The 19,721-nt window shown below is 31.0% G+C and carries 19 protein-coding genes; 13 read left to right on the plus strand and 6 right to left on the minus strand.

What is annotated here, in order from left to right; genetic code table 11:
- Nucleotides 1-15: 15 nt before the first annotated feature.
- Nucleotides 16-1,644, minus strand: a complete 1,629-nt coding sequence (locus ACOQN8_RS13625; RefSeq protein ID WP_150898983.1) for an acyl-CoA carboxylase subunit beta — start codon at nucleotides 1,642-1,644, stop codon at nucleotides 16-18.
- A gap of 59 nt (nucleotides 1,645-1,703) precedes the next feature.
- On the minus strand, nucleotides 1,704-3,182 hold the full coding sequence (locus ACOQN8_RS13630) for a helix-turn-helix domain-containing protein (RefSeq protein WP_235273829.1): 1,479 nt from the start codon (nucleotides 3,180-3,182) through the stop codon (nucleotides 1,704-1,706).
- Nucleotides 3,183-3,332: 150 nt separating this feature from the next.
- Here ACOQN8_RS13630 and aceB point away from each other — a divergent pair, with 150 nt between their 5' ends.
- Together aceB and ACOQN8_RS13640 are read left to right on the plus strand one after the other, a co-directional pair.
- Nucleotides 3,333-4,928 carry a malate synthase A gene (gene aceB / locus ACOQN8_RS13635; protein ID WP_420553093.1) on the plus strand — a complete coding sequence of 532 codons (1,596 nt, stop codon included), beginning with the start codon at nucleotides 3,333-3,335 and terminating at the stop codon, nucleotides 4,926-4,928.
- Between the two features lie 82 nt (nucleotides 4,929-5,010).
- Nucleotides 5,011-6,639, plus strand: coding sequence for an isocitrate lyase (locus ACOQN8_RS13640; RefSeq protein ID WP_420553094.1), 1,629 nt, complete (start codon nucleotides 5,011-5,013; stop codon nucleotides 6,637-6,639).
- Nucleotides 6,640-6,795: 156 nt separating this feature from the next.
- Here the strand turns inward: ACOQN8_RS13640 and ACOQN8_RS13645 are convergent, their stop codons facing one another.
- Nucleotides 6,796-7,755 (minus strand): bifunctional helix-turn-helix transcriptional regulator/GNAT family N-acetyltransferase, encoded by a 960-nt coding sequence (locus ACOQN8_RS13645; RefSeq protein WP_420553095.1) that lies wholly within the window; start codon nucleotides 7,753-7,755, stop codon nucleotides 6,796-6,798.
- A gap of 161 nt (nucleotides 7,756-7,916) precedes the next feature.
- Here ACOQN8_RS13645 and ACOQN8_RS13650 point away from each other — a divergent pair, with 161 nt between their 5' ends.
- From ACOQN8_RS13650 to ACOQN8_RS13680, 7 genes are all read left to right on the plus strand, one after another.
- Complete coding sequence (locus ACOQN8_RS13650; protein ID WP_420553096.1) at nucleotides 7,917-8,273, plus strand: DoxX family protein; 357 nt, start codon at nucleotides 7,917-7,919, stop codon at nucleotides 8,271-8,273.
- The gene (locus tag ACOQN8_RS13655; protein ID WP_420553097.1) at nucleotides 8,266-8,673 is read left to right on the plus strand and encodes an OsmC family protein; all 408 of its coding nucleotides are present in this window, start codon (nucleotides 8,266-8,268) and stop codon (nucleotides 8,671-8,673) included. Before ACOQN8_RS13650 ends, ACOQN8_RS13655 begins: the two co-directional genes overlap by 8 nt.
- Nucleotides 8,674-8,677: 4 nt before the next feature.
- Nucleotides 8,678-9,208, plus strand: coding sequence for an NADPH-dependent FMN reductase (locus tag ACOQN8_RS13660; protein WP_299120500.1), 531 nt, complete (start codon nucleotides 8,678-8,680; stop codon nucleotides 9,206-9,208).
- Nucleotides 9,209-9,225: 17 nt separating this feature from the next.
- Nucleotides 9,226-9,657, plus strand: coding sequence for a (4Fe-4S)-binding protein (locus ACOQN8_RS13665; RefSeq protein ID WP_420553098.1), 432 nt, complete (start codon nucleotides 9,226-9,228; stop codon nucleotides 9,655-9,657).
- Between the two features lie 108 nt (nucleotides 9,658-9,765).
- Nucleotides 9,766-10,014, plus strand: coding sequence for a glutaredoxin family protein (locus ACOQN8_RS13670; protein WP_150898974.1), 249 nt, complete (start codon nucleotides 9,766-9,768; stop codon nucleotides 10,012-10,014).
- A gap of 5 nt (nucleotides 10,015-10,019) precedes the next feature.
- Nucleotides 10,020-10,457 carry a MarR family winged helix-turn-helix transcriptional regulator gene (locus ACOQN8_RS13675; RefSeq protein WP_150898973.1) on the plus strand — a complete coding sequence of 146 codons (438 nt, stop codon included), beginning with the start codon at nucleotides 10,020-10,022 and terminating at the stop codon, nucleotides 10,455-10,457.
- 160 nt (nucleotides 10,458-10,617) lie between these two features.
- Entirely contained in the window at nucleotides 10,618-11,487 is an 870-nt protein-coding gene (locus tag ACOQN8_RS13680; protein WP_420553099.1) for a pirin family protein, read from the plus strand.
- 120 nt (nucleotides 11,488-11,607) lie between these two features.
- On the opposite strand, the gene ACOQN8_RS13685 is transcribed toward ACOQN8_RS13680, so the two are convergent.
- On the minus strand, nucleotides 11,608-12,207 hold the full coding sequence (locus ACOQN8_RS13685; RefSeq protein ID WP_420553100.1) for a hypothetical protein: 600 nt from the start codon (nucleotides 12,205-12,207) through the stop codon (nucleotides 11,608-11,610).
- 120 nt (nucleotides 12,208-12,327) lie between these two features.
- Between ACOQN8_RS13685 and ACOQN8_RS13690 the strand changes: the two genes are divergently transcribed.
- Both ACOQN8_RS13690 and ACOQN8_RS13695 read left to right on the plus strand, forming a co-directional pair.
- Entirely contained in the window at nucleotides 12,328-13,269 is a 942-nt protein-coding gene (locus ACOQN8_RS13690) for an NAD(P)H-dependent flavin oxidoreductase (protein ID WP_420553101.1), read from the plus strand.
- A 124-nt stretch (nucleotides 13,270-13,393) separates the two neighbouring features.
- A complete protein-coding gene (locus ACOQN8_RS13695; protein WP_420553102.1) occupies nucleotides 13,394-15,421 on the plus strand; it encodes an oxidoreductase in 2,028 nt (675 codons plus the stop codon).
- Here ACOQN8_RS13695 and ACOQN8_RS13700 read toward each other — a convergent pair whose 3' ends face one another.
- On the minus strand, nucleotides 15,422-16,384 hold the full coding sequence (locus tag ACOQN8_RS13700; protein WP_420553103.1) for a glycogen-binding domain-containing protein: 963 nt from the start codon (nucleotides 16,382-16,384) through the stop codon (nucleotides 15,422-15,424).
- Nucleotides 16,385-16,430: 46 nt separating this feature from the next.
- Nucleotides 16,431-17,417: a pepsin/retropepsin-like aspartic protease family protein gene (locus tag ACOQN8_RS13705; protein ID WP_420553104.1), complete on the minus strand. Its 987-nt coding sequence runs from the start codon at nucleotides 17,415-17,417 to the stop codon at nucleotides 16,431-16,433.
- A gap of 167 nt (nucleotides 17,418-17,584) precedes the next feature.
- On the opposite strand from ACOQN8_RS13705, the gene ACOQN8_RS13710 reads away from it, so the two are divergent.
- Nucleotides 17,585-17,761: a CAL67264 family membrane protein gene (locus ACOQN8_RS13710; protein ID WP_175578649.1), complete on the plus strand. Its 177-nt coding sequence runs from the start codon at nucleotides 17,585-17,587 to the stop codon at nucleotides 17,759-17,761.
- Nucleotides 17,762-17,782: 21 nt separating this feature from the next.
- Nucleotides 17,783-19,474: an energy-dependent translational throttle protein EttA gene (ettA, locus tag ACOQN8_RS13715; protein ID WP_150898966.1), complete on the plus strand. Its 1,692-nt coding sequence runs from the start codon at nucleotides 17,783-17,785 to the stop codon at nucleotides 19,472-19,474.
- The last annotated feature ends 247 nt before the right edge of the window (nucleotides 19,475-19,721 follow it).

Genomic DNA, 19,721 nt, shown 5'->3' on the forward strand with positions numbered 1-19,721 from the left:
CTAGTTGTATGCAAATTATACTTGAATAACACCTAAATTAAAAGGTTTTTCAATAGGAGCGTGGTTTGCAGCTTCTATTCCCATAGAAATCCAGGTTCTTGTATCTAATGGATTGATAACGGCATCTGTCCATATTCTTGCTGCAGCATAGTATGGAGAAATTTGGTTATCGTAACGTGATTTTATTTTATCAAATAACTCAGCTTCTTTTTCTGGAGTAATTTCTTCTCCACGTTTCTTTAACGAAGCTGTTTCAATTTGTAATAATACTTTAGCAGCAGAGTTACCACTCATTACAGCTAGTTCAGCACTTGGCCAAGCAGCAATTAATCTAGGGTCGTATGCTTTACCACACATAGCGTAGTTACCAGCACCATAAGAATTACCAATAACAATGGTAAATTTTGGAACTACAGAATTTGACACAGCATTTACCATTTTGGCACCATCTTTAATAATTCCACCATGTTCAGATTTAGAACCTACCATAAATCCAGTAACATCTTGTAAGAAAACTAAAGGAATTTTCTTCTGATTACAGTTGGCAATAAAACGAGTAGCTTTATCGGCAGAGTCGTTGTAAATAACACCACCAAACTGCATTTCTCCTTTTTTAGTTTTCACTAAAGTACGTTGGTTTGCAACAATACCAACAGCCCAACCGTCTATGCGACCGTAACCAGTAATAATGGTTTGTCCATAACCTTCTTTATATTGCTCAAATTCAGAATTATCAACCAAACGTTTGATAATTTCTAACATATCATATTGAGCATTTCTTTCTCTTGGAAGAATTCCAAAAATATCATCTTCATTTTCTTTTGGAGGAAATGACTCTTTACGGTTAAAACCAGCTTTGTCATAATCTCCAATTTTATCCATTAAGTTTTTAATGGTAGTTAAGGCATCTTTATCGTCCTTAGCTTTATAATCGGTAACACCTGAGATTTCACAGTGCGTAGTTGCACCACCTAAAGTTTCATTGTCTATAGTTTCACCAATAGCAGCTTTTACTAAGTAACTTCCAGCTAAGAAAATACTTCCAGTTTTATCTACTATTAAAGCTTCATCACTCATAATTGGCAAATAAGCTCCTCCAGCTACACAACTTCCCATAACAGCAGCAATCTGAGTAATACCCATGCTACTCATTACAGCATTGTTTCTAAAAATTCTTCCAAAGTGTTCTTTGTCTGGGAAAATTTCATCTTGCATTGGTAAATATACTCCCGCAGAATCTACTAAGTAAATAATAGGAAGTTTGTTCTCAATAGCAATTTCTTGAGCTCTTAAATTTTTCTTACCTGTAATAGGAAACCAAGCACCTGCTTTTACAGTAGCATCGTTTGCAACAACGATACATTGCTTACCGCTTACGTATCCCATTTTAACAACAACTCCACCAGAAGGACATCCTCCGTGCTCTTCATACATTCCTTCTCCTGCAAAGGCACCAATTTCTATAGATTTAGTGTCTTTGTCTAAAAGAAAATCAATACGTTCTCTCGCAGTTAATTTTCCTTTTTCGTGATGTTTGTCAATACGTTTTTGTCCGCCACCTAATTTTACTTTTACTAAGCGTTGGCGTAAGTCTGAAGCTAAAAGTTTATTGTGGTCTTCGTTTTTATTGAAGTTAAGATCCATTGTAAGTTTTTTGTTTTGCGTTTGCTAAAATAAGAAAATCAAGGTAGAATACAAGGTGTTTACTTGTATGATTCTAGGATGCTTTCTACCGTTTTTTCTATTTCTAAATTTCTTAATTGTTTGTTTAAAATTCGTGGCTCAGCTACCCGTTCTTTACAGTTTTTCACACCACAAGATTCACAGGTAACACCTACAGTTTTCTTGGTAAAAGTATCTTCTTTAAAGAATTGAATTTTTTTCTTTAGATGTGGAGATAATAGCATACCAATACTCACGCTTCTGTTAATGTTGTCTTTAAAAGGGTCGGAAGTGGCAGCGGATAAAACTAAGTACTCATTTTTAGAGTTCTCATAAGATGATATTTGAATACCGTAACTAGACTTTTTATCAGCGTTTTTTTCTAAGTCTTCAATTGTTTTTAAAGAAACCCATCTTCTGCAATAGTGTTCGTTATTACGATTTGCATGTGGTGTTTGTTGCTGAGTAATATGCAGCTCTTTTGAAAGCCTATATATGGATGAGTTTTCCTTGTGAGTAAAACGTAAAAAGAATAGGTTTTTTATGTTAAAGTGCTTGGGTAATATATTCGTTAAGCGTTGGTAAAAAGTTTCATCAGAACAATGAAAGCTTTTAATGATTTTATGCAATTGAATAGGTTGCCAATCTTGTAAAGAAAATAAATGAGTTAGTTTGTTAACTAGATTTTCTTTAGGAATAATAAGAGCCCCAGCAAAGTAGGAAGCAATAAAATTATTTAAAACCTGATCAAAACTTTCAAATTTTATCCAAGGAAAGGTGTATAATCGATTTTCAATATTTAAATAATTGTAAGCAATTTCTTTGGCGTAAATAAATGTTTTTTGTGCTTCACTAATATCATCAAAAAGAAGTAATGTTTTATTCTTTGGAATGTAAATATTTCTTAATTCTGATAGTTTCTGATGTTTAGAAAGTTCTTCAGTATTAATGGTATATCCGTATTCTTGAATTAAAATATCTTCTAATTCTTTTGATTTTATAGGTTTACTTAAATCAACATGATAAGATTTAGCAAAGGAAATAACATTATTTTCAATATCCTCAAAATAATTATTATGCGCTTCTTGGTACGAACGTAAAGAAGCTAAAAAGAAGCTTTCTCTTGTTAGATTATAGTTTTGAGATATCTTTATAATAGTGCTAATAAAAGCATTCACTTTCGCAGGTGCATTAGCAACAATATCAATAAGATTGTTTTCTTTAATGCCAAATAGCTCTAACGGAATTTCTTTTAAAATTTTCGACTGTAAGATTTCACCAATTGGAGCTAAGTTTTTATCCAATTTTAAAGAAACCAAATGATCATATGGAACTTCTAACTTTTCAGAAAGTATTACAATTTTATCTGTTTTTGGGTACTTTTTTCCCTTTTCAATTTCATTTAAATACGATTTAGATAAGCCCGTTAATTTGGCTAATCCGAAGAGTGATAGGTTTTTATCAGTACGTATTTGTTTGAGTTTTAAACCAAAAACAAGTCTAATATATTCTTCTTCCAAAGTGTTTTATTAAAAGATTCGCAATTCAAAGGTATAAAAATTAGCGAATTAATAAAAATCAGTAAAAAATACATTTTTAGCGAACGTTCGCTTTTTGTTTTAAGTTCTTTTTTTTAATATTGAAGTGTCAATAATTAAAAATAAGTTATTATGAATCAAGATGTTCTAATCAAAGAAATTCAATTTAAAGGTTTTGAAGCTATTCAATATAAAAGCATTCTAACTAAAGAAGCTAGTGCTTTTTTAATTCAACTTCATGAAAGATTTAATGAAAGAAGGCTTCAATTATTAGAAGAGAGAGAAATAGAACAGGCATATTTTGATGCAGGTAACTTTCCAAGTTTTCCAGAAGAAACAAAATTAGTAAGAGAGGATGATTGGGTATGTGAACGATTGCCAAAAGATTTACTAGATAGAAGGGTAGAAATAACTGGACCAGTTGAGAGAAAAATGATTATTAATGCATTGAATTCTGGCGCAAAGACATTTATGGCTGATTTTGAAGATAGCAATTCTCCTACAATTACTAATATTTTAGACGGGCAAGTAAATTTAAGAGATGCAGTAAACAAAACGATTTCCTTTTATAATGAAAAGAAGGATAAAACGTATAAATTAAATGACAATGTAGCTACATTATTGGTTCGTCCTAGAGGGTTGCATTTAAATGAAAAACATTTTGTTGTAGAAGGAGAAGAGATGTCGGGTTCTTTAGTAGATTTTGGATTGTATTTTTTCCATAATATTAAAAACTTACTAGGTCAAGGAAGTGCTACTTATTTTTATTTACCGAAGTTAGAACACTATGAAGAAGCTCGCTGGTGGAATGATGTTTTTGTATTTGCGCAAGATTATCTTGGGATTTCTCAAAAAACAATTAAAGCAACTGTATTGATAGAAACCATTACAGCTAGTTTTCAATTAGATGAAATTATTTATGAGTTGAAAGATCATATGGCTGGTTTAAACTGTGGCCGTTGGGATTATATTTTCTCATATATCAAAAAGTTTAGAAATCACAATGGGTTTATAGTACCAAACCGAGCTCAGGTTACTATGAGTAGTCCTTTCATGAAGGCTTATTCGTTAAGAGTAATCCAAACATGTCATAAACGAGGTGTACATGCTATGGGAGGAATGGCTGCACAAATACCAGTTAAAAATGACGATAAAGCTAATGAGTTGGCTTTTTCAAAAGTATATAATGACAAGTTGCAAGAAGTAAAAAATGGTCATGATGGAACTTGGGTTGCACATCCAGGATTGGTAAAAGTAGCGATGGATGTTTTTAATGAGTATATGCCCAAAGCAAATCAAATAGATAAAAAGTTAGAAGATATATCTATAACTGAACAAGCGTTGGTTGATTTACCTGAAGGAACAATTACTGAAAAAGGAATTAGAGAAAATATAAACGTTGGTATTTTATATATAGAATCTTGGTTAATGCAACAGGGAGCAGCAGCGCTGTATAATTTAATGGAAGATGCTGCTACAGCTGAGATATCAAGAACTCAGGTTTGGCAATGGTTACATAAAAATGTGTTATTAGAAGATGGAAGAACATTTACTAAAGACATGTACTTACAATATAAAAAAGAAGAAATTAAAAAGATTAAAACGTATGTGGGAGAAGAAAGATATAAGCAAGGGAAATTTGATACAGCTATCCAATTGTTTGATGATTTAATTCTTAATGAAGACTTTGTAGAATTCTTAACCTTACCAGCATATAAATATTTATAAAAAAAAGCCCTACTAAATGCGGCAACATTTAATAGGGTAAGCTATCAATAAAATTAAATAACTTATTTAACAACACAAATTTATGAAAAATTTAGCTCAAGGAAGTTATAATTCAGCTTTAGAAACAGTTAAAAACCTTAAGAAAAAGTTTGGAAGCAACTGGAATGCTATAAGTCCAGAGAATGCAGCAAGAATGGTGACTCAAAACCGATTTAAAACAGGTTTGGATATTGCAAAATATACAGCTGCTATTATGCGTAAAGATATGGCTGAATATGATGTAAATACATCAAATTATACACAATCGTTAGGGTGTTGGCATGGATTTGTTGCACAACAAAAAATGATTGCTGTAAAAAAGCATCATAAAACAACAAGCAAACGTTACTTGTATCTTTCTGGGTGGATGGTGGCTGCATTGCGATCTGAATTTGGGCCGTTGCCAGATCAGTCAATGCATGAAAAAACTGCGGTGCCTGCTTTGATAAAAGAGATTTATGATTTTTTAAGACAGGCAGATGCTGTTGAACTAAATGATTTATTTAAACGATTGGAAAATGGGGAAGATGTACAAGATCAGATAGATAATTTTGAAACACATATAGTGCCAATTATAGCTGATATTGATGCAGGTTTTGGTAATGAAGAGGCTACTTACTTATTGGCTAAAAAAATGATACAAGCAGGAGCTTGTGCTATTCAAATAGAAAATCAAGTTTCTGATGCTAAACAATGTGGACATCAGGACGGAAAGGTAACAGTACCACATGAAGATTTTATAGCTAAGTTGAATGCTATTCGATACGCATTTTTAGAGTTAGGGGTAGAAGATGGAATTATTGTCGCTAGAACAGATTCTGAAGGAGCTGGTTTAACGCAAAAATTACCAGTAAGTCAGGAGCCAGGAGACTTAGCTTCTCAATACTTAGCATTTGTTGAAGTTGAAGAAATAGCTATTGAAAATGCAAAGGAAGACGATGTGTTACTTAAAAGAGATGGAAAGTTAGTGCGTCCGGTTAGATTGTCTAACGGATTATATAAATTCAAAGAAGGTTCAAATATCGATAGAGTTGTGTTGGATTGTATTGTTAGTTTGAAGAATGGTGCAGATTTATTATGGATTGAAACACCAACGCCAAATGTTAGTCAAATAGCACATATGGTAAATAGAGTAAAAGAAGTAGTGCCAAATGCCAAGTTGGTTTATAATAATTCACCATCATTTAATTGGACATTAAATTTCCGTAATCAGGTTTACGATACGATGCTTATAGAAGGTGAAGATGTGTCTATGTATGATAGGAATAATTTAATGGATGCTATATATGACGGTTCTGAATTATGTTTAAGAGCCGATGAGAAAATTAAAACTTTTCAAGCAGATGCAGCTAAAGAAGCAGGAGTATTCCATCATTTAATAACCTTGCCAACATATCATACTACAGCACTTCATATGAACGATTTAACTGAAGGGTATTTTGGAGAAGAAGGCATGCTGTCTTATGTAAAAGAAGTACAACGAAAAGAAATAAGAAAAGGAGTTTCTTGTGTAAAGCATCAAAGAATGGCAGGGTCTGATTTAGGTGATGACCATAAAACTTTCTTTGCTGGTGATAAGGCTTTAAAAGCTGGAGGAGCAAAAAATACTTCTAACCAGTTTGAATCCAACAAACAAATTTCTACACAAGAAGTAGCAGAATTGGAAGTGTAAGGTAATTATTAGTAGGCAAGTTTCCCGTTTATGTGGTTTGTAAAAGGTTGTTTGTTTGCATAGCGGGAAACTTTATAAAAGCATAAATTTATAGTTAGCGGTTTATAAATTTTATTTTGAAGTAAAAACTCCAGCATTGAGCTGGAGTTTTTTTATTTATTTCGTTTTTAATTCCATTTTAATATCACTTCTAATGTATGGTGAGTTTTCTTCAACTGGAATTTCAATAAAACCATACTTTCTGTAAATGTAAATAGCGTTTTCTAATTTAGTGTTAGAGTATAATACCAGTTTGTCAAATTCATTCTCTTTGGCAAAATTGATACATTGTTGCATTAATTTTTGACCAATTTTAAAACCTCTATGTTTAGGTGAAACCGCCATTTTTGTAAGTTCGTAAACGTTCTCTTCCTTCATAGGCATCAGCGCTACTGTACCTACTATTTCATTATCTAATTTTGCAAAAAAGATATGTCCACCTTTATCAACAATATATTTATCAGGATTACTTAAAACTTCTTCATCATAAGGTTCAACGTAAAAAAATGTTTTAAGCCATTCAATGTTTAAATCATAAAAATGAACAGCATATTCCTTTTTGAATTCTTCAATCTGTAGGTTGTGTTTTTTTATTGTATTCATTTGTATATGTTCTATAATAGCTTCGCTAAAAGCTTTTTTGTTAAATTTTTCTTCTAAAATGTTTAAATGCTCTACTAAAGAATTAGAGCTAATAGTTGTGTAGTCTTTTATAATTTGTTCTATACTATTCCATATTGGAGTAACATTCTTTACTAGGTTTTTACCTTTTTCAGAAAGAAATATTACTTTTTTTCGCTTGTCTATTTTATCCTCTTTTAAAACTATGAGTTCTTTTTTTAGTAGCTTGTTTATTACTTGTGTTGTTGCTGGTTGCGATATTAGTAAACTGTTAGTTATTTCGGCATTGGTAACTCCTTTCTTATTCTTTATGATTTTAAAAGTAGGGAAGAGGTAAGGATCAAAATCAATATTATACCTGTCATATACCAATTGGGTTTCTCTCATCATATATTCACTTACTCTCTTTAATCGAGAGCCCATTCCTATTTCACCAAAACCTTTTAAAGCGTCCATAATATTTAAAATAACTATTTATATAAGTACTTATGCAAATATACAAATATTTCTAAATAATTTAATAATAAGAGAATAGTAAATATATACCTAGAAAATATATTCCATGGTAAATAAAAATATTTTTTATATCTTTGTAAAGAATTTAAAACCAAATTATAATGAAAAGAGACAAAATTATTTATTATGTAGCAACAGGATTATTAAGTTTATTAATGTTGTTTTCTGCTGGAATGTACTTTTTTAATAATGCTGAAGTATCAAAAATGTATGAAGCATTCGGTTATCCAACCTATATTATTTATCCATATGGAATAGCTAAGATTTTAGGATTAGTAGCTATATGGTTTTTAAAAGATACATTTTTGAAAGAATGGGCATACGCTGGTTTCTTCTTTGCTTTTATACTTGCATTTTTTGCACATGTTATGATAAGTGATGGACAACAAATGGGAGCAGTTATGGCAATGGCTTTATTAGTAATTTCATATATATATAATAAAAAGATTAATGCCTAAAAATATCACTTCAGAAGTTAAACTAACCAATCGTAATTATTTAGCAGAAGCAAAAATGAGAAATCATTTTGTAATGATAGATGAACCGGTTAATAAAGGAGGAGACGATAATGCTCCAACACCAGTAGAGTATTTGTTAACAGCAATAGGAGGTTGTGTGTCTATGACATTACGTATGTATGCTGAAAAGAAAAATTGGGATTTAGGTGAGATTACTGTTAAAGTAAGTCAAAAACAGGCATTAACTTCTGAAGGAATAAAAAAATCGTTAGTAGAGGAAATCTCTTTTGAAAAAGAAGTAACCGAAGAACAACGAGAAAAATTATTGGCAATGGCAGCTCAATGTCCTATTGCTAAAATGATAAAAGAAGAAACAGAAATAAGTAGTAAAATAATATAACAAGATGAAAAAAATAGCAGCGTTTGCAGGTAGTACAAGTACTACATCAATTAACAAACAATTAGCAACTTATGCAGCAAGTCAATTGGAGAATGTATCTTTTGATGTATTAGATTTAAACGATTACACGACACCCGTTTTTAGTGAAGATATAGAAAGAGATGAAGAATATCCAGAAGGAGCAGCTAAGTTTAATGAAGCTTTAGATAAATATGATGGATTTATAGTTTCTTTAGCTGAACATAACGGATCGTATTCAGCAGCATTTAAAAATATTTTCGACTGGGCTTCAAGAAAAGATAGGAAAGTATTTAGAGACAAACCAGTTTTAGTAATGGCAGCATCACCAGGAGGTAGAGGAGGCGCAGGAGTTTTGGCTTCAGCATTAGGAACTTTTCCTCATATGGGAGCCAATGTAGCTTCGAATTTCTCATTACCAGTATTTTATGATAACTTTAAAGAGGGAAGCATTGTAAATGAAGAGTTAAATAAAAAACTTAAAGAGGCAGTTACAACTTTCGAAAATGTAGTATAAATAAAAACATTTTAGTTATGTCTGATAAGCAAAAAGAGCTAATAAAAAAATACAGTAATGACGATATTACTGTAGTTTGGAAACCAAAAACTTGTATACACGCTAAGAAGTGTTGGAAAGAATTAATTCAGGTTTTTGATCCAAGAAATAAACCATGGGTAAACATGGAAGGAGCAACTACAGAAAGGATTAAAAAACAAGTAGAAGCTTGTCCATCTGGTGCATTATCATACATATCAAAAGGTGAAAGTAAGGAAAAAGCATATACAGAGACTAAGATTGAAGTTTTAGCAAATGGACCATTGTTAGTGTATGGAACTTTACATATAACTAACTCAGATGGAAAATCAGAGAAAAAAAACAAAACAACAGCTTTTTGTAGATGTGGAGCTTCAAAAAATAAGCCTTATTGTGATGGAGCACATGTAAAGGAAGGTTTTATAGGATAAGGAGTAATTGTATTCTTACCAATACTGCTAAATGAAATAAATGCTCTTACATTAGTTTCCTTGGAAATAAAAAGCGATTTAACTAATTTTGTACTAAGAAAGAAAAAGATGAAAATTACTTTATACGGTAGAAAAGGGCATGCACATTCAGTTGCGTTTAAAAACTTTTTAAAATCTACAGAAATAGCTTTTGATTACAAAGATGTATCAACGGATGAACAAGCCAGAGAACATAGCAAAGAGCTGTATGAAGGTACAGTTAAATACCCAACATTATTTATTAATGAAGAGGTCTATTTAACACCAACATCAGATTTGTTCAATAAGTTAATGAAGGATTTAAAATTAAGAGGGTAGATACAATGGGAGATATTTCAAAAGACATTAATTCAACATTTCCAAATAACAAAGTGAAAGCTTTTATAAATATAAAATATACAGCAAATTGGATTCTTAGTAAAGAAAATGAATTTTTCCGCCCTTATGGAATCTCACCACAGCAGTATAATATTCTTAGAATCCTTAGAGGAGCCAAAGAACCTATAAAAGTTCAGGTTATTAAAGACAGAATGATTGAAAGAGCTCCTAATGCCACTCGATTAATGGACAAACTATGCGATAAGAAATTAATTAATCGTATGAGGTGCGATCATGATAGGAGAGTCGTATTTATAAACATAACCAATCAAGGATTAGAGTTACTTGAAACCATAGACAGTAATATTGATGTAGATTTTATTGAAAATATTACCGAAGAAGAAGCAATTCAGTTAAGTAATTTATTAGACAAAATTAGATAGGAATAAAAATATATTGAAAAGGGCAAAAAATTTATCAATATATTTTCCATGGAAAATAATTTAAATGTGATGATTTTAAAATACAAGAAGCAGAAAATACCGAACAACTTTATTTACTAGGTAAATTAAAAGTAGAAGTATCATTTGAATTAAAAAAAATATGAAAACATTAAAAACAATAGCGCATAAAGTAGGGAGTCCACTTGTAAGCATGGGGCCAGTAAGATTAAGACAACCCATTCCAACAGAAGGAATAGATATGGTAGATCCATTTTTATTACTGCATCATTATGGACCTTATGCAATAAGTCCGTTTAATAATCCTTTTGATTTGGGACCTCACCCGCATAGAGGTTTTGAACCAATAACATTATTATTTAAAGGAGAGCAATTGCATAGAGATTCTTTAGGAAATGAAATGTTAGTAAAGGCAGGAGACGTACAATGGACCACAGCAGGTAGAGGTATTATTCATGCAGAAGGACCATCAAAAGAGTTTGTAGAAAGAGGAGGGGAGTTAGAAGGAATACAATTATGGCTTAATCTTCCAGCAGCAAAAAAAATGATGCCTGCAAATTATCAGCATTTAAAAAGTGAAGATATTCCTGTTATAACAAATGAAGATAAGAGTATAGAATTAAAAGTTGTAGCTGGAGAACTAGAAGAAAGAAAAGGACTGATTAAAACCCAAACAGCAGTTAATGTGTTTACGGTTAAAACTCAAGAGAAAGGAGAAATGAATGTTAGTATTCCAACATCACATAAATCCTTGGTGTATTTGTTAGAGGGTGAAGTACTGATTAATGATGAAGCAACTTTAAAAAAAGGAGCAACTCAAATGGTTACTTTTCATCAAGATGGGGATAGCATACAAATAGAAGCGAAAAAGGAAAGTACTTTGTTAGTATTATCAGGAGAGCCTATAAATGAAAAAGTAGCTTCTTGGGGACCTTATGTTATGAATACTCAAACAGAGATAATGGAAGCATTACGAGATTATCAGAAAGGGAAAATGGGTTATTTGTATTAACATTGATGACTTCTAGCCTTACAGAAGTAATTTTTAGTGCATAGTGTATGATTTAAAATTATATGTTATGCACTTATTTTTTGGTTCCCAAATTGTAAAATTTTCAATTCTATTATCGATTTATTTATTGTTTAATTTTCTAAAAGTTGATAGAGACCTAATCATAACCGACATATTTTTCTTGAAGTCTTTAGTTTGAGATGCAGAAGCTGTTAAGTTATAGAAAACTCCTTCAGTTTCGCTGTTTAAAATGAAACTTATTGATTCAGTAGCTCCATATATATCAGTAGTTGATTTTATATGTATGAAATATGACTTTTGGTTTAAAATTTCTGCTGGACCAGATTCGACTATCTTTTGACCTTTCGAATTATTTTTTATTAAGTTTAAGTAGTGTTTGAATTCAGATTCTAGACTTTTATTTTTTCCTAAACTTTTAATCTTTTGAATAGCAATAACATCAGTAAATCCATCTTTATCGGGATTAGAGATAGCATCAATACCTAAAATAATGTTTTCATTATTATAATCTTCAGCTTTCCATTTCCAGCTTTTTGGGATAAATATAGAAAAATCATTACTCGGATGATTGACTTTTTGTTTAGCAAACTTCACAGGGTAACTTGCGAGTTCTTTTAATCTAACTTCATTTTTTGAACAAGAAACAAATAAGATTAACATAATAAGTTTTCCTATTAACTCAGATCTTTTTCTACTCATAGCACAATTTTAAATTTATAGCATATGTAAATATACTTAAAAGTTAAGTATTCTTTTGTCTTATAAAAAATTGTATCTTGCAATTTATTATGCATGCATAATAAACTTAAAACTTCAAATATGTCAAATCTTAAAGATATCTTAGGTGTTAAACACCCAATAATTATGGCACCAATGTTTTTAGTGTCAAATACTAAAATGGTTATTGAAGGAATGAAAGCAGGAGTAGCTGGTTGTATCCCTGCATTGAATTATAGAACTTTAGAGGAACTAAGAGCAGCTATTAAAGAATTAAAAGAGCATAAAGTAGAAGGAGGTTCTTTTGGTTTTAATTTAATTGTGAATAAATCTAATGTTAAATATAAAGCACAATTAGAAGTACTGTGTGAAGAAGGAGTAGATTTTATTATAACTTCTTTGGGAAGTCCAGAAGAAACGATTAGAGAAGCACATAAAAAAGGAATCAAAGTATTTTGTGACGTTACCGATTTAAAGTTTGCAAAAAAAGTAGAGTCGTTAAAAGCGGATGCTTTAATTGCTGTAAATAATGAAGCAGGAGGACACAGAGGTAATTTTACTCCTAAAGAATTAATAGAAGAGTTAACAAGTAACTGTAATATACCGGTTATCTCAGCTGGAGGGGTAGGGAATAAAGCACAATTAGAAGAAATGTTGTCTTATGGTGCTATAGGTGTATCAGTTGGAAGTCCTTTTATTGCATCTACAGAGTCTGATGTGACGAAAGAATATAAGGAAGCTTGTGTTACTTATGGAGAGAAAGACATTATAATGACAAAGAGAATTTCTGGAACACCTTGTACAGTAATTAATACTCCTTATGTACAAAAAATAGGTACAGAAGAAAGTTGGTTAGAAAAGATTTTGAATAAAAATAGAAAATTGAAAAAGTGGGTAAAAATGATCCGTTTTTCAATAGGAATGAAAGCTACTGAAAAGGCAGCCATGAAAGCTACTTATAAAACTGTATGGGTAGCTGGACCAAGTATAGAGCATACTAAAGATGTTTTACCAGTTAATCAGATAGTAGCTAAATTTATTTAGAAAAATAATAAATATTAGAATAAGGCAGTCATAAAATGGCTGCCTTATTTATTTTTTAAGAAAATTAATGTATTTTGCATTTATTATGCATGCATAATAAATTTCAACTAAAACTATCAAAACAATGACAAAGTATAAACATATTTTCGAGCCCCTAGACTTAGGTTTTACTACTATTAAAAATAGAATTTTAATGGGATCTATGCATACTGGTTTAGAAGAAGAAAAAAATGGTATTGAAAAAATAGCTGCTTATTATGCAGAACGAGCAAAAGGAGGAGTAGGGTTGATAGTTTCAGGAGGAATTGCACCTAATATTCAAGGGTGGACTGCGCCTTTCTCTGCAAGAATGAGTACTAAAAAACATGCTAGAGAACATAAAAAAATTACAGAAGCGGTACATAAAGAAGGTGGTAAAATATGTATGCAAATTTTACATTCTGGGCGTTATGGATATCACCCAATTAGTGTAGCTCCTTCAAAAATACAAGCACCTATAAATCCTTTTAAACCATTTGCCTTAAAGCAGTCTGGTATTAGAAGAACTGTAAAAGATTTTGTGAACTGCGCAAAGTTATCTCAAGAAGCTGGATATGATGGAGTAGAAATAATGGGGTCTGAAGGATATTTAATTAATCAGTTCATTGTTAAAAGAACAAATAAAAGAACTGATAATTATGGAGGAGATTATGAAAATAGAATCCGTTTAGCTGTTGAAATAGTTCAAAAAACAAGAGAAGCAGTAGGAGAAAACTTTATTATTATTTATCGTTTGTCAATGCTAGACCTTGTTGAACAAGGAAGTTCTTGGGAAGAGGTAGTTCAGCTAGGAAAAGAAATAGAAAAAGCGGGAGCTACTATTATAAATACAGGAATTGGTTGGCACGAAGCTAGAATCCCAACTATAGCCACATCGGTACCTAGAGCAGCATTTACTTGGGTTACTCAAAAAATGAAAGAAGAATTGTCAATTCCATTAGTAACTTCTAATAGAATTAACATGCCTGAAACTGCAGAAAAGGTATTAAAAGAAGGACACGCCGATATGATTTCTATGGCACGCCCATTTTTAGCAGATTCAGAATGGGTAAATAAAGCAAAAGAAGAAAGAGAAGATGAAATAAATACTTGTATTGCTTGTAATCAGGCTTGTTTAGATCATGCTTTTCAAAAGAAAGTAGCTAGCTGTTTGGTAAATCCAAGAGCATGTCATGAAACAGAATTAAATTACATTCCAACTGAAAATAAAAAGAAAATAGCTGTTGTAGGAGCTGGGCCAGCAGGTTTAGCGGCAGCTACTGTTGCAGCACAGAGAGGGCATGAAGTAACTCTTTATGATGCTGATAAAGAAACAGGAGGGCAGTTTAATATTGCCAAACAAATCCCTGGAAAGGAAGAGTTTTATGAAACTATTCGTTATTTCAACAAACAAATAGAGCTACACAACGTAAACCTACAATTAAATACAAGAGTTAATGCTGAAGATTTAGCTCAAGGAAACTTTGATGAGGTTATCTTAGCTACAGGTATTACTCCTCGTACACCACGTATTGATGGAATTGATCATGAAAAAGTATTGAGCTATATTGATGTTATAAAACTTAAAAAAGAAGTAGGTAAAAAGGTTGCTGTTATTGGAGCAGGAGGAATTGGTTTTGATGTATCTGAATATTTAGCACATGAAGGTGAAAGTACTTCACAAAATATAGATGCATGGTTACAAGAATGGGGAATTGATAAATCTTTAAAAGCACGAGCAGGAATAGAAGGAATACAACCAGATTTTCACCCATCTCCAAGAGAAATATTTATGCTAAAGCGTAGTAAAGGTAAGTTTGGTGGTAAATTAGGGAAAACTACAGGTTGGATTCATAGAGCTGTATTAAAAAAGAAAAAAGTACAGTTTATTAATGAAGTTCAATACACTAAAATAGATGATAAAGGGCTTCACTATACACAAAATGAAGAACAAAAAGTATTAGAGGTAGATAATATTATTATTTGTGCAGGACAATTACCTTACAAAGAATTATTAGAACCATTAGAAGCTAAAGGAATTAAAACTCATGTAATTGGTGGGGCTGATGTGGCAGCAGAATTGGATGCTAAAAGAGCAATAGACCAAGGAAGTAGATTAGCAGCGAAAATTTAATTATTTCACCATTTTTACAGAATTGATATTACCATGTCCATCAAATTCTTTTACAGGGTTTGATGGATCTACTTTCCAATTTCCATCTACTATAAATTTATAATGATGTTTTCCAGAAGGCAGTTTTGTTGAATATGTCCAACCATTCTTTACTCTTTTCATTTTTAAAGAATGTTCAGACCAATCATTAAAAGATCCGGCTAAAATTACTTCTTTGGCGTCTTCATAACCATATAAAAAGAATTTTACCTTAACAGAAATATCAATTATAGAATTATATTCTCCAAATTCATTAGGAACTTTCATAGGGTTAATTGGGTCTTCAATCCAAGCACCATCAACAATAAATCGGTATTCATATTTATCTGGATTTAATTGAAGTGTTAACTCCCAACCATTATCGGTTTTTTCCATTTCAAAAAGTTGTTCGTTCCATTTATTAAAAGAACCTGTAAGAATTACTTTTTTAGCATTTTCAAAACCTTTAAGTCTAAATTTAGCATTTCCATTTTTACTAGGATAGGCACTATACATTTTTAAATTATAAGTGTAGTAATTCATGAAACCATCCCTAGCAGGAGTAATATTGCTTATGTTTTCAGAGGGTTCAGCCCATATGCGATTATTTATAACAAATTTGAATTCCCAGTCAAATTCATCTTTAAAATCGGTAATTCTTTTTCTTAATTCATAAATGTTTTTGGAAACCTTAGTCATTTTCCAACTGTCTCTAGACCATGAATTAAAATTACCAGAAACAACAACATTTTTTATATCAAAATCATCAAAATCCAGTTTCTCTTTTGTATGCTCATTGGTAGCTTCTGTATAGTCTCTTTTATCAAATGTAAAAACAACATAATCTCCTTCTATTTTATAACCTTTTATTGCTTTTTTCTGAGAAAAAACGTTGAGGTTACTAAAACAAATTAGGAATAAAGTTATTTTTAATAAATGCTTCATGCTATACTATAAATACAATCAAATGATTTTTTTAAAGAGGTAAAAACTATCTTATAAGTGGGTAATTAATAAAATAAAGCTTCTCTTTTTTATAATTGATTATAACCCTTTTTTGTGCAAAAAAATCATGTCCTAATATACCATCTAAATTTGTGCCAAAGGCTTTGTTCATGTTATGAAGGCTGGTGAGCATGGTTTTCATAGGTCCAAAATATATCTTGTCACTAAGTTTTATTCGGAATAAATCTCCATACATAACTTCAATTTTTCTTTTGCTTGCCCCCACAAGTTTTACACGTTTTTTAGGATAAAAATGCTTTAAAGCTTTTTTGTTAATCCTTTTATGCAACTGATTAAATTCAGCACCAGTATCTAGACCAAATTTTATTTTCTGTTTACCAATATAACCATTTAAAACAATAGTGTGTTTTTCTAGTTTAAAGTCAACAGTATCAACTATCTTTTCCAGATATACATTTTTATTTAAAGTATTTCCTGATGAATCTATTTTGGTAAGCGTAATCTGATTCAGGTATAGATCGATAAAAATTTCATAGTCTTTTAAAATACTGTAACCAATGATTCCTAATAGTTTAATTTTTTTACTTTTTTCTATGTGAGATAAATCAATAATATCAGATCTCTTATTATGAAGAATAAATTCTTTTAGTGATAGTTTTTTTATCTTTTTTTCAAAAAGATTATCTATATTATTAATAACTCCTGTTGTAGTTTTTTTTTCTTTTTGAAAAGGATAAATTTTAAAATGCGCTTTGTTCAAAATCATGGTTTCAGAACCTGTATCAATAATAAAATTCCCTTTTTTATCTTTTATGTTACCTTCAATAACAATAAGTCTATCAACTAATTTAAAAGGAATTCGAGTAGAATGTTCATTTATAACTTTTGCGTTCTTAAAATGAATAGGAACAGAATTGATAATGATTTCATTGTCATTTGTAGCGTAGGAAAACTTACCAATTGATAAAAAGAATAATATGTACAATATGTTACGCATATTATAAAGACGCATTTTTGAAGACTAAGTTACATTTTTTCCAAAAATAGAAATATAAAAGATATGATAAATTTAAACCTGTAATGAATAACAAGGTTTTTGCCCTAAAACTTAATATTGTCAAATCTAAATAAATACCGATATTTGTAATTCACATTTTTTGTAAAAAGTAAATTATGTCAATGAATAAAAACACAGTCCTAGGTTGGGCAACGCTTATAATGGTTTTAATGGGTATTTTATTAGTAGCATTAGCTGTATTTAAATACGATGAAATAGCAGGATATGGTTTTGGAGCTGTAGGTCTAGGTTTTTTTGCAAATGCTTGGGTGTTTAACGCCCTTAAAGGAAGAGTTTAAACAATAAAAAATAGCAATTAAATGTCAGACGATAAGAAAGTAATTTTTTCAATGAATAAGGTCTCTAAGACCTATCAAAGTACCGGGAAACAAGTTTTAAAAGATATTTATTTAAGCTTTTTTTATGGAGCTAAAATTGGTATTCTAGGACTTAATGGATCTGGTAAATCAACATTGTTAAAAATAATAGCTGGAGTAGAAAAAAACTTCCAAGGAGATGTAACTTTTTCACCAGGATATAAAGTTGGTTATTTAGAGCAAGAGCCACAATTAGATGATGATAAAACAGTTTTAGAAGTTGTAAAAGAAGGAGTTGCAGAAACTGTAGCTATTTTAGATGAGTATAACAAAATCAACGATATGTTTGGTTTAGAAGAAGTATACTCTGATGCTGATAAAATGGAGAAGTTAATGGCTAGACAAGCCGAACTTCAAGATAAAATTGATGCTTCTAATGCTTGGGAATTAGACACCAAGTTAGAAATAGCAATGGATGCTTTACGTACACCAGATTCTGATAAGAAGATTGGAGTATTATCTGGAGGAGAGCGTCGTAGAGTTGCATTATGTAGATTGTTATTACAAGAACCTGAAATATTATTATTAGATGAGCCTACCAACCACTTAGATGCAGAATCTGTACACTGGTTAGAGCATCATTTAGCACAATACAAAGGAACTGTTATTGCTGTAACACACGATAGATATTTCTTAGATAATGTTGCAGGATGGATTTTAGAATTAGACAGAGGAGAGGGAATTCCTTGGAAAGGAAACTATTCGTCTTGGTTAGATCAAAAATCGAAAAGATTAGCTCAAGAAAGTAAAACAGCTTCTAAACGTCAAAAAACATTAGAACGAGAGTTAGATTGGGTTAGACAAGGAGCAAAAGGTCGTCAAACAAAGCAAAAAGCACGTTTGAAGAACTATGAGAAATTAATGAGTCAAGACCAAAAGCAAACTGAGGAAAAATTAGAGATTTACATTCCTAATGGGCCTCGTTTAGGAACGAATGTTATTGAAGCAACTGGTGTATCAAAAGCTTTTGGAGATAAATTATTATATGAAAATTTAGAATTCAATCTTCCACAAGCAGGAATTGTTGGTATTATTGGACCAAACGGTGCTGGTAAGACTACAATTTTTAAAATGATTATGGGAGAGGAAGCTCCAGATTCTGGAAGTTTTAAAGTAGGAGAGACAGCAAAAATTGCTTATGTAGATCAATCACATTCTAATATAGATCCAGAAAAATCTATTTGGGAAAATTTCTCAGAGGGTCAAGATTTAGTAATGATGGGAGGAAAGCAAGTAAACTCTCGTGCATATTTAAGTCGTTTTAATTTTGGAGGTAGCGAACAAAATAAGAAAGTAAATACACTTTCTGGTGGAGAACGTAACCGTTTACATTTAGCAATGACTTTAAAGGAAGAGGGTAATGTTTTACTATTAGATGAGCCTACGAACGATTTAGATGTAAATACTTTAAGAGCCTTAGAGGAAGGTTTAGAAAACTTTGCAGGTTGTGCTGTTGTAATTTCTCACGATAGATGGTTCTTAGATAGAATTTGTACACATATCTTAGCTTTTGAAGGAGATAGTCAAGTGTATTTCTTTGAAGGTTCTTTCTCAGATTATGAAGAGAACAAAAAGAAACGTTTAGGTGGTGATTTAATGCCGAAACGTATTAAATATAAAAAGTTAATTAGATAATTAATTTTACATTTTTTATAAAAATAAAAACTCGAAGTTAGCATGCTTCGAGTTTTTTTCTTTCCTTTTCATTTAACAATTCTCCCATCAATTAAAACTGTGTAGTAGATAGTTTCTCATAGTTTGTGATTAAAAAGTTAAAGCAATGTTAAAAACAATTATCGTGCCGAAATTGTAAATTTTTAACATATTTATTGCTAAGGTTAAAAATATTTTAAAATGAGGTTGTTAAATATTTAATAATTAA

This window comes from Tenacibaculum aiptasiae (genome assembly GCF_965221665.1).
GTDB classification, from domain to species: Bacteria; Bacteroidota; Bacteroidia; order Flavobacteriales; family Flavobacteriaceae; genus Polaribacter; species Polaribacter aiptasiae.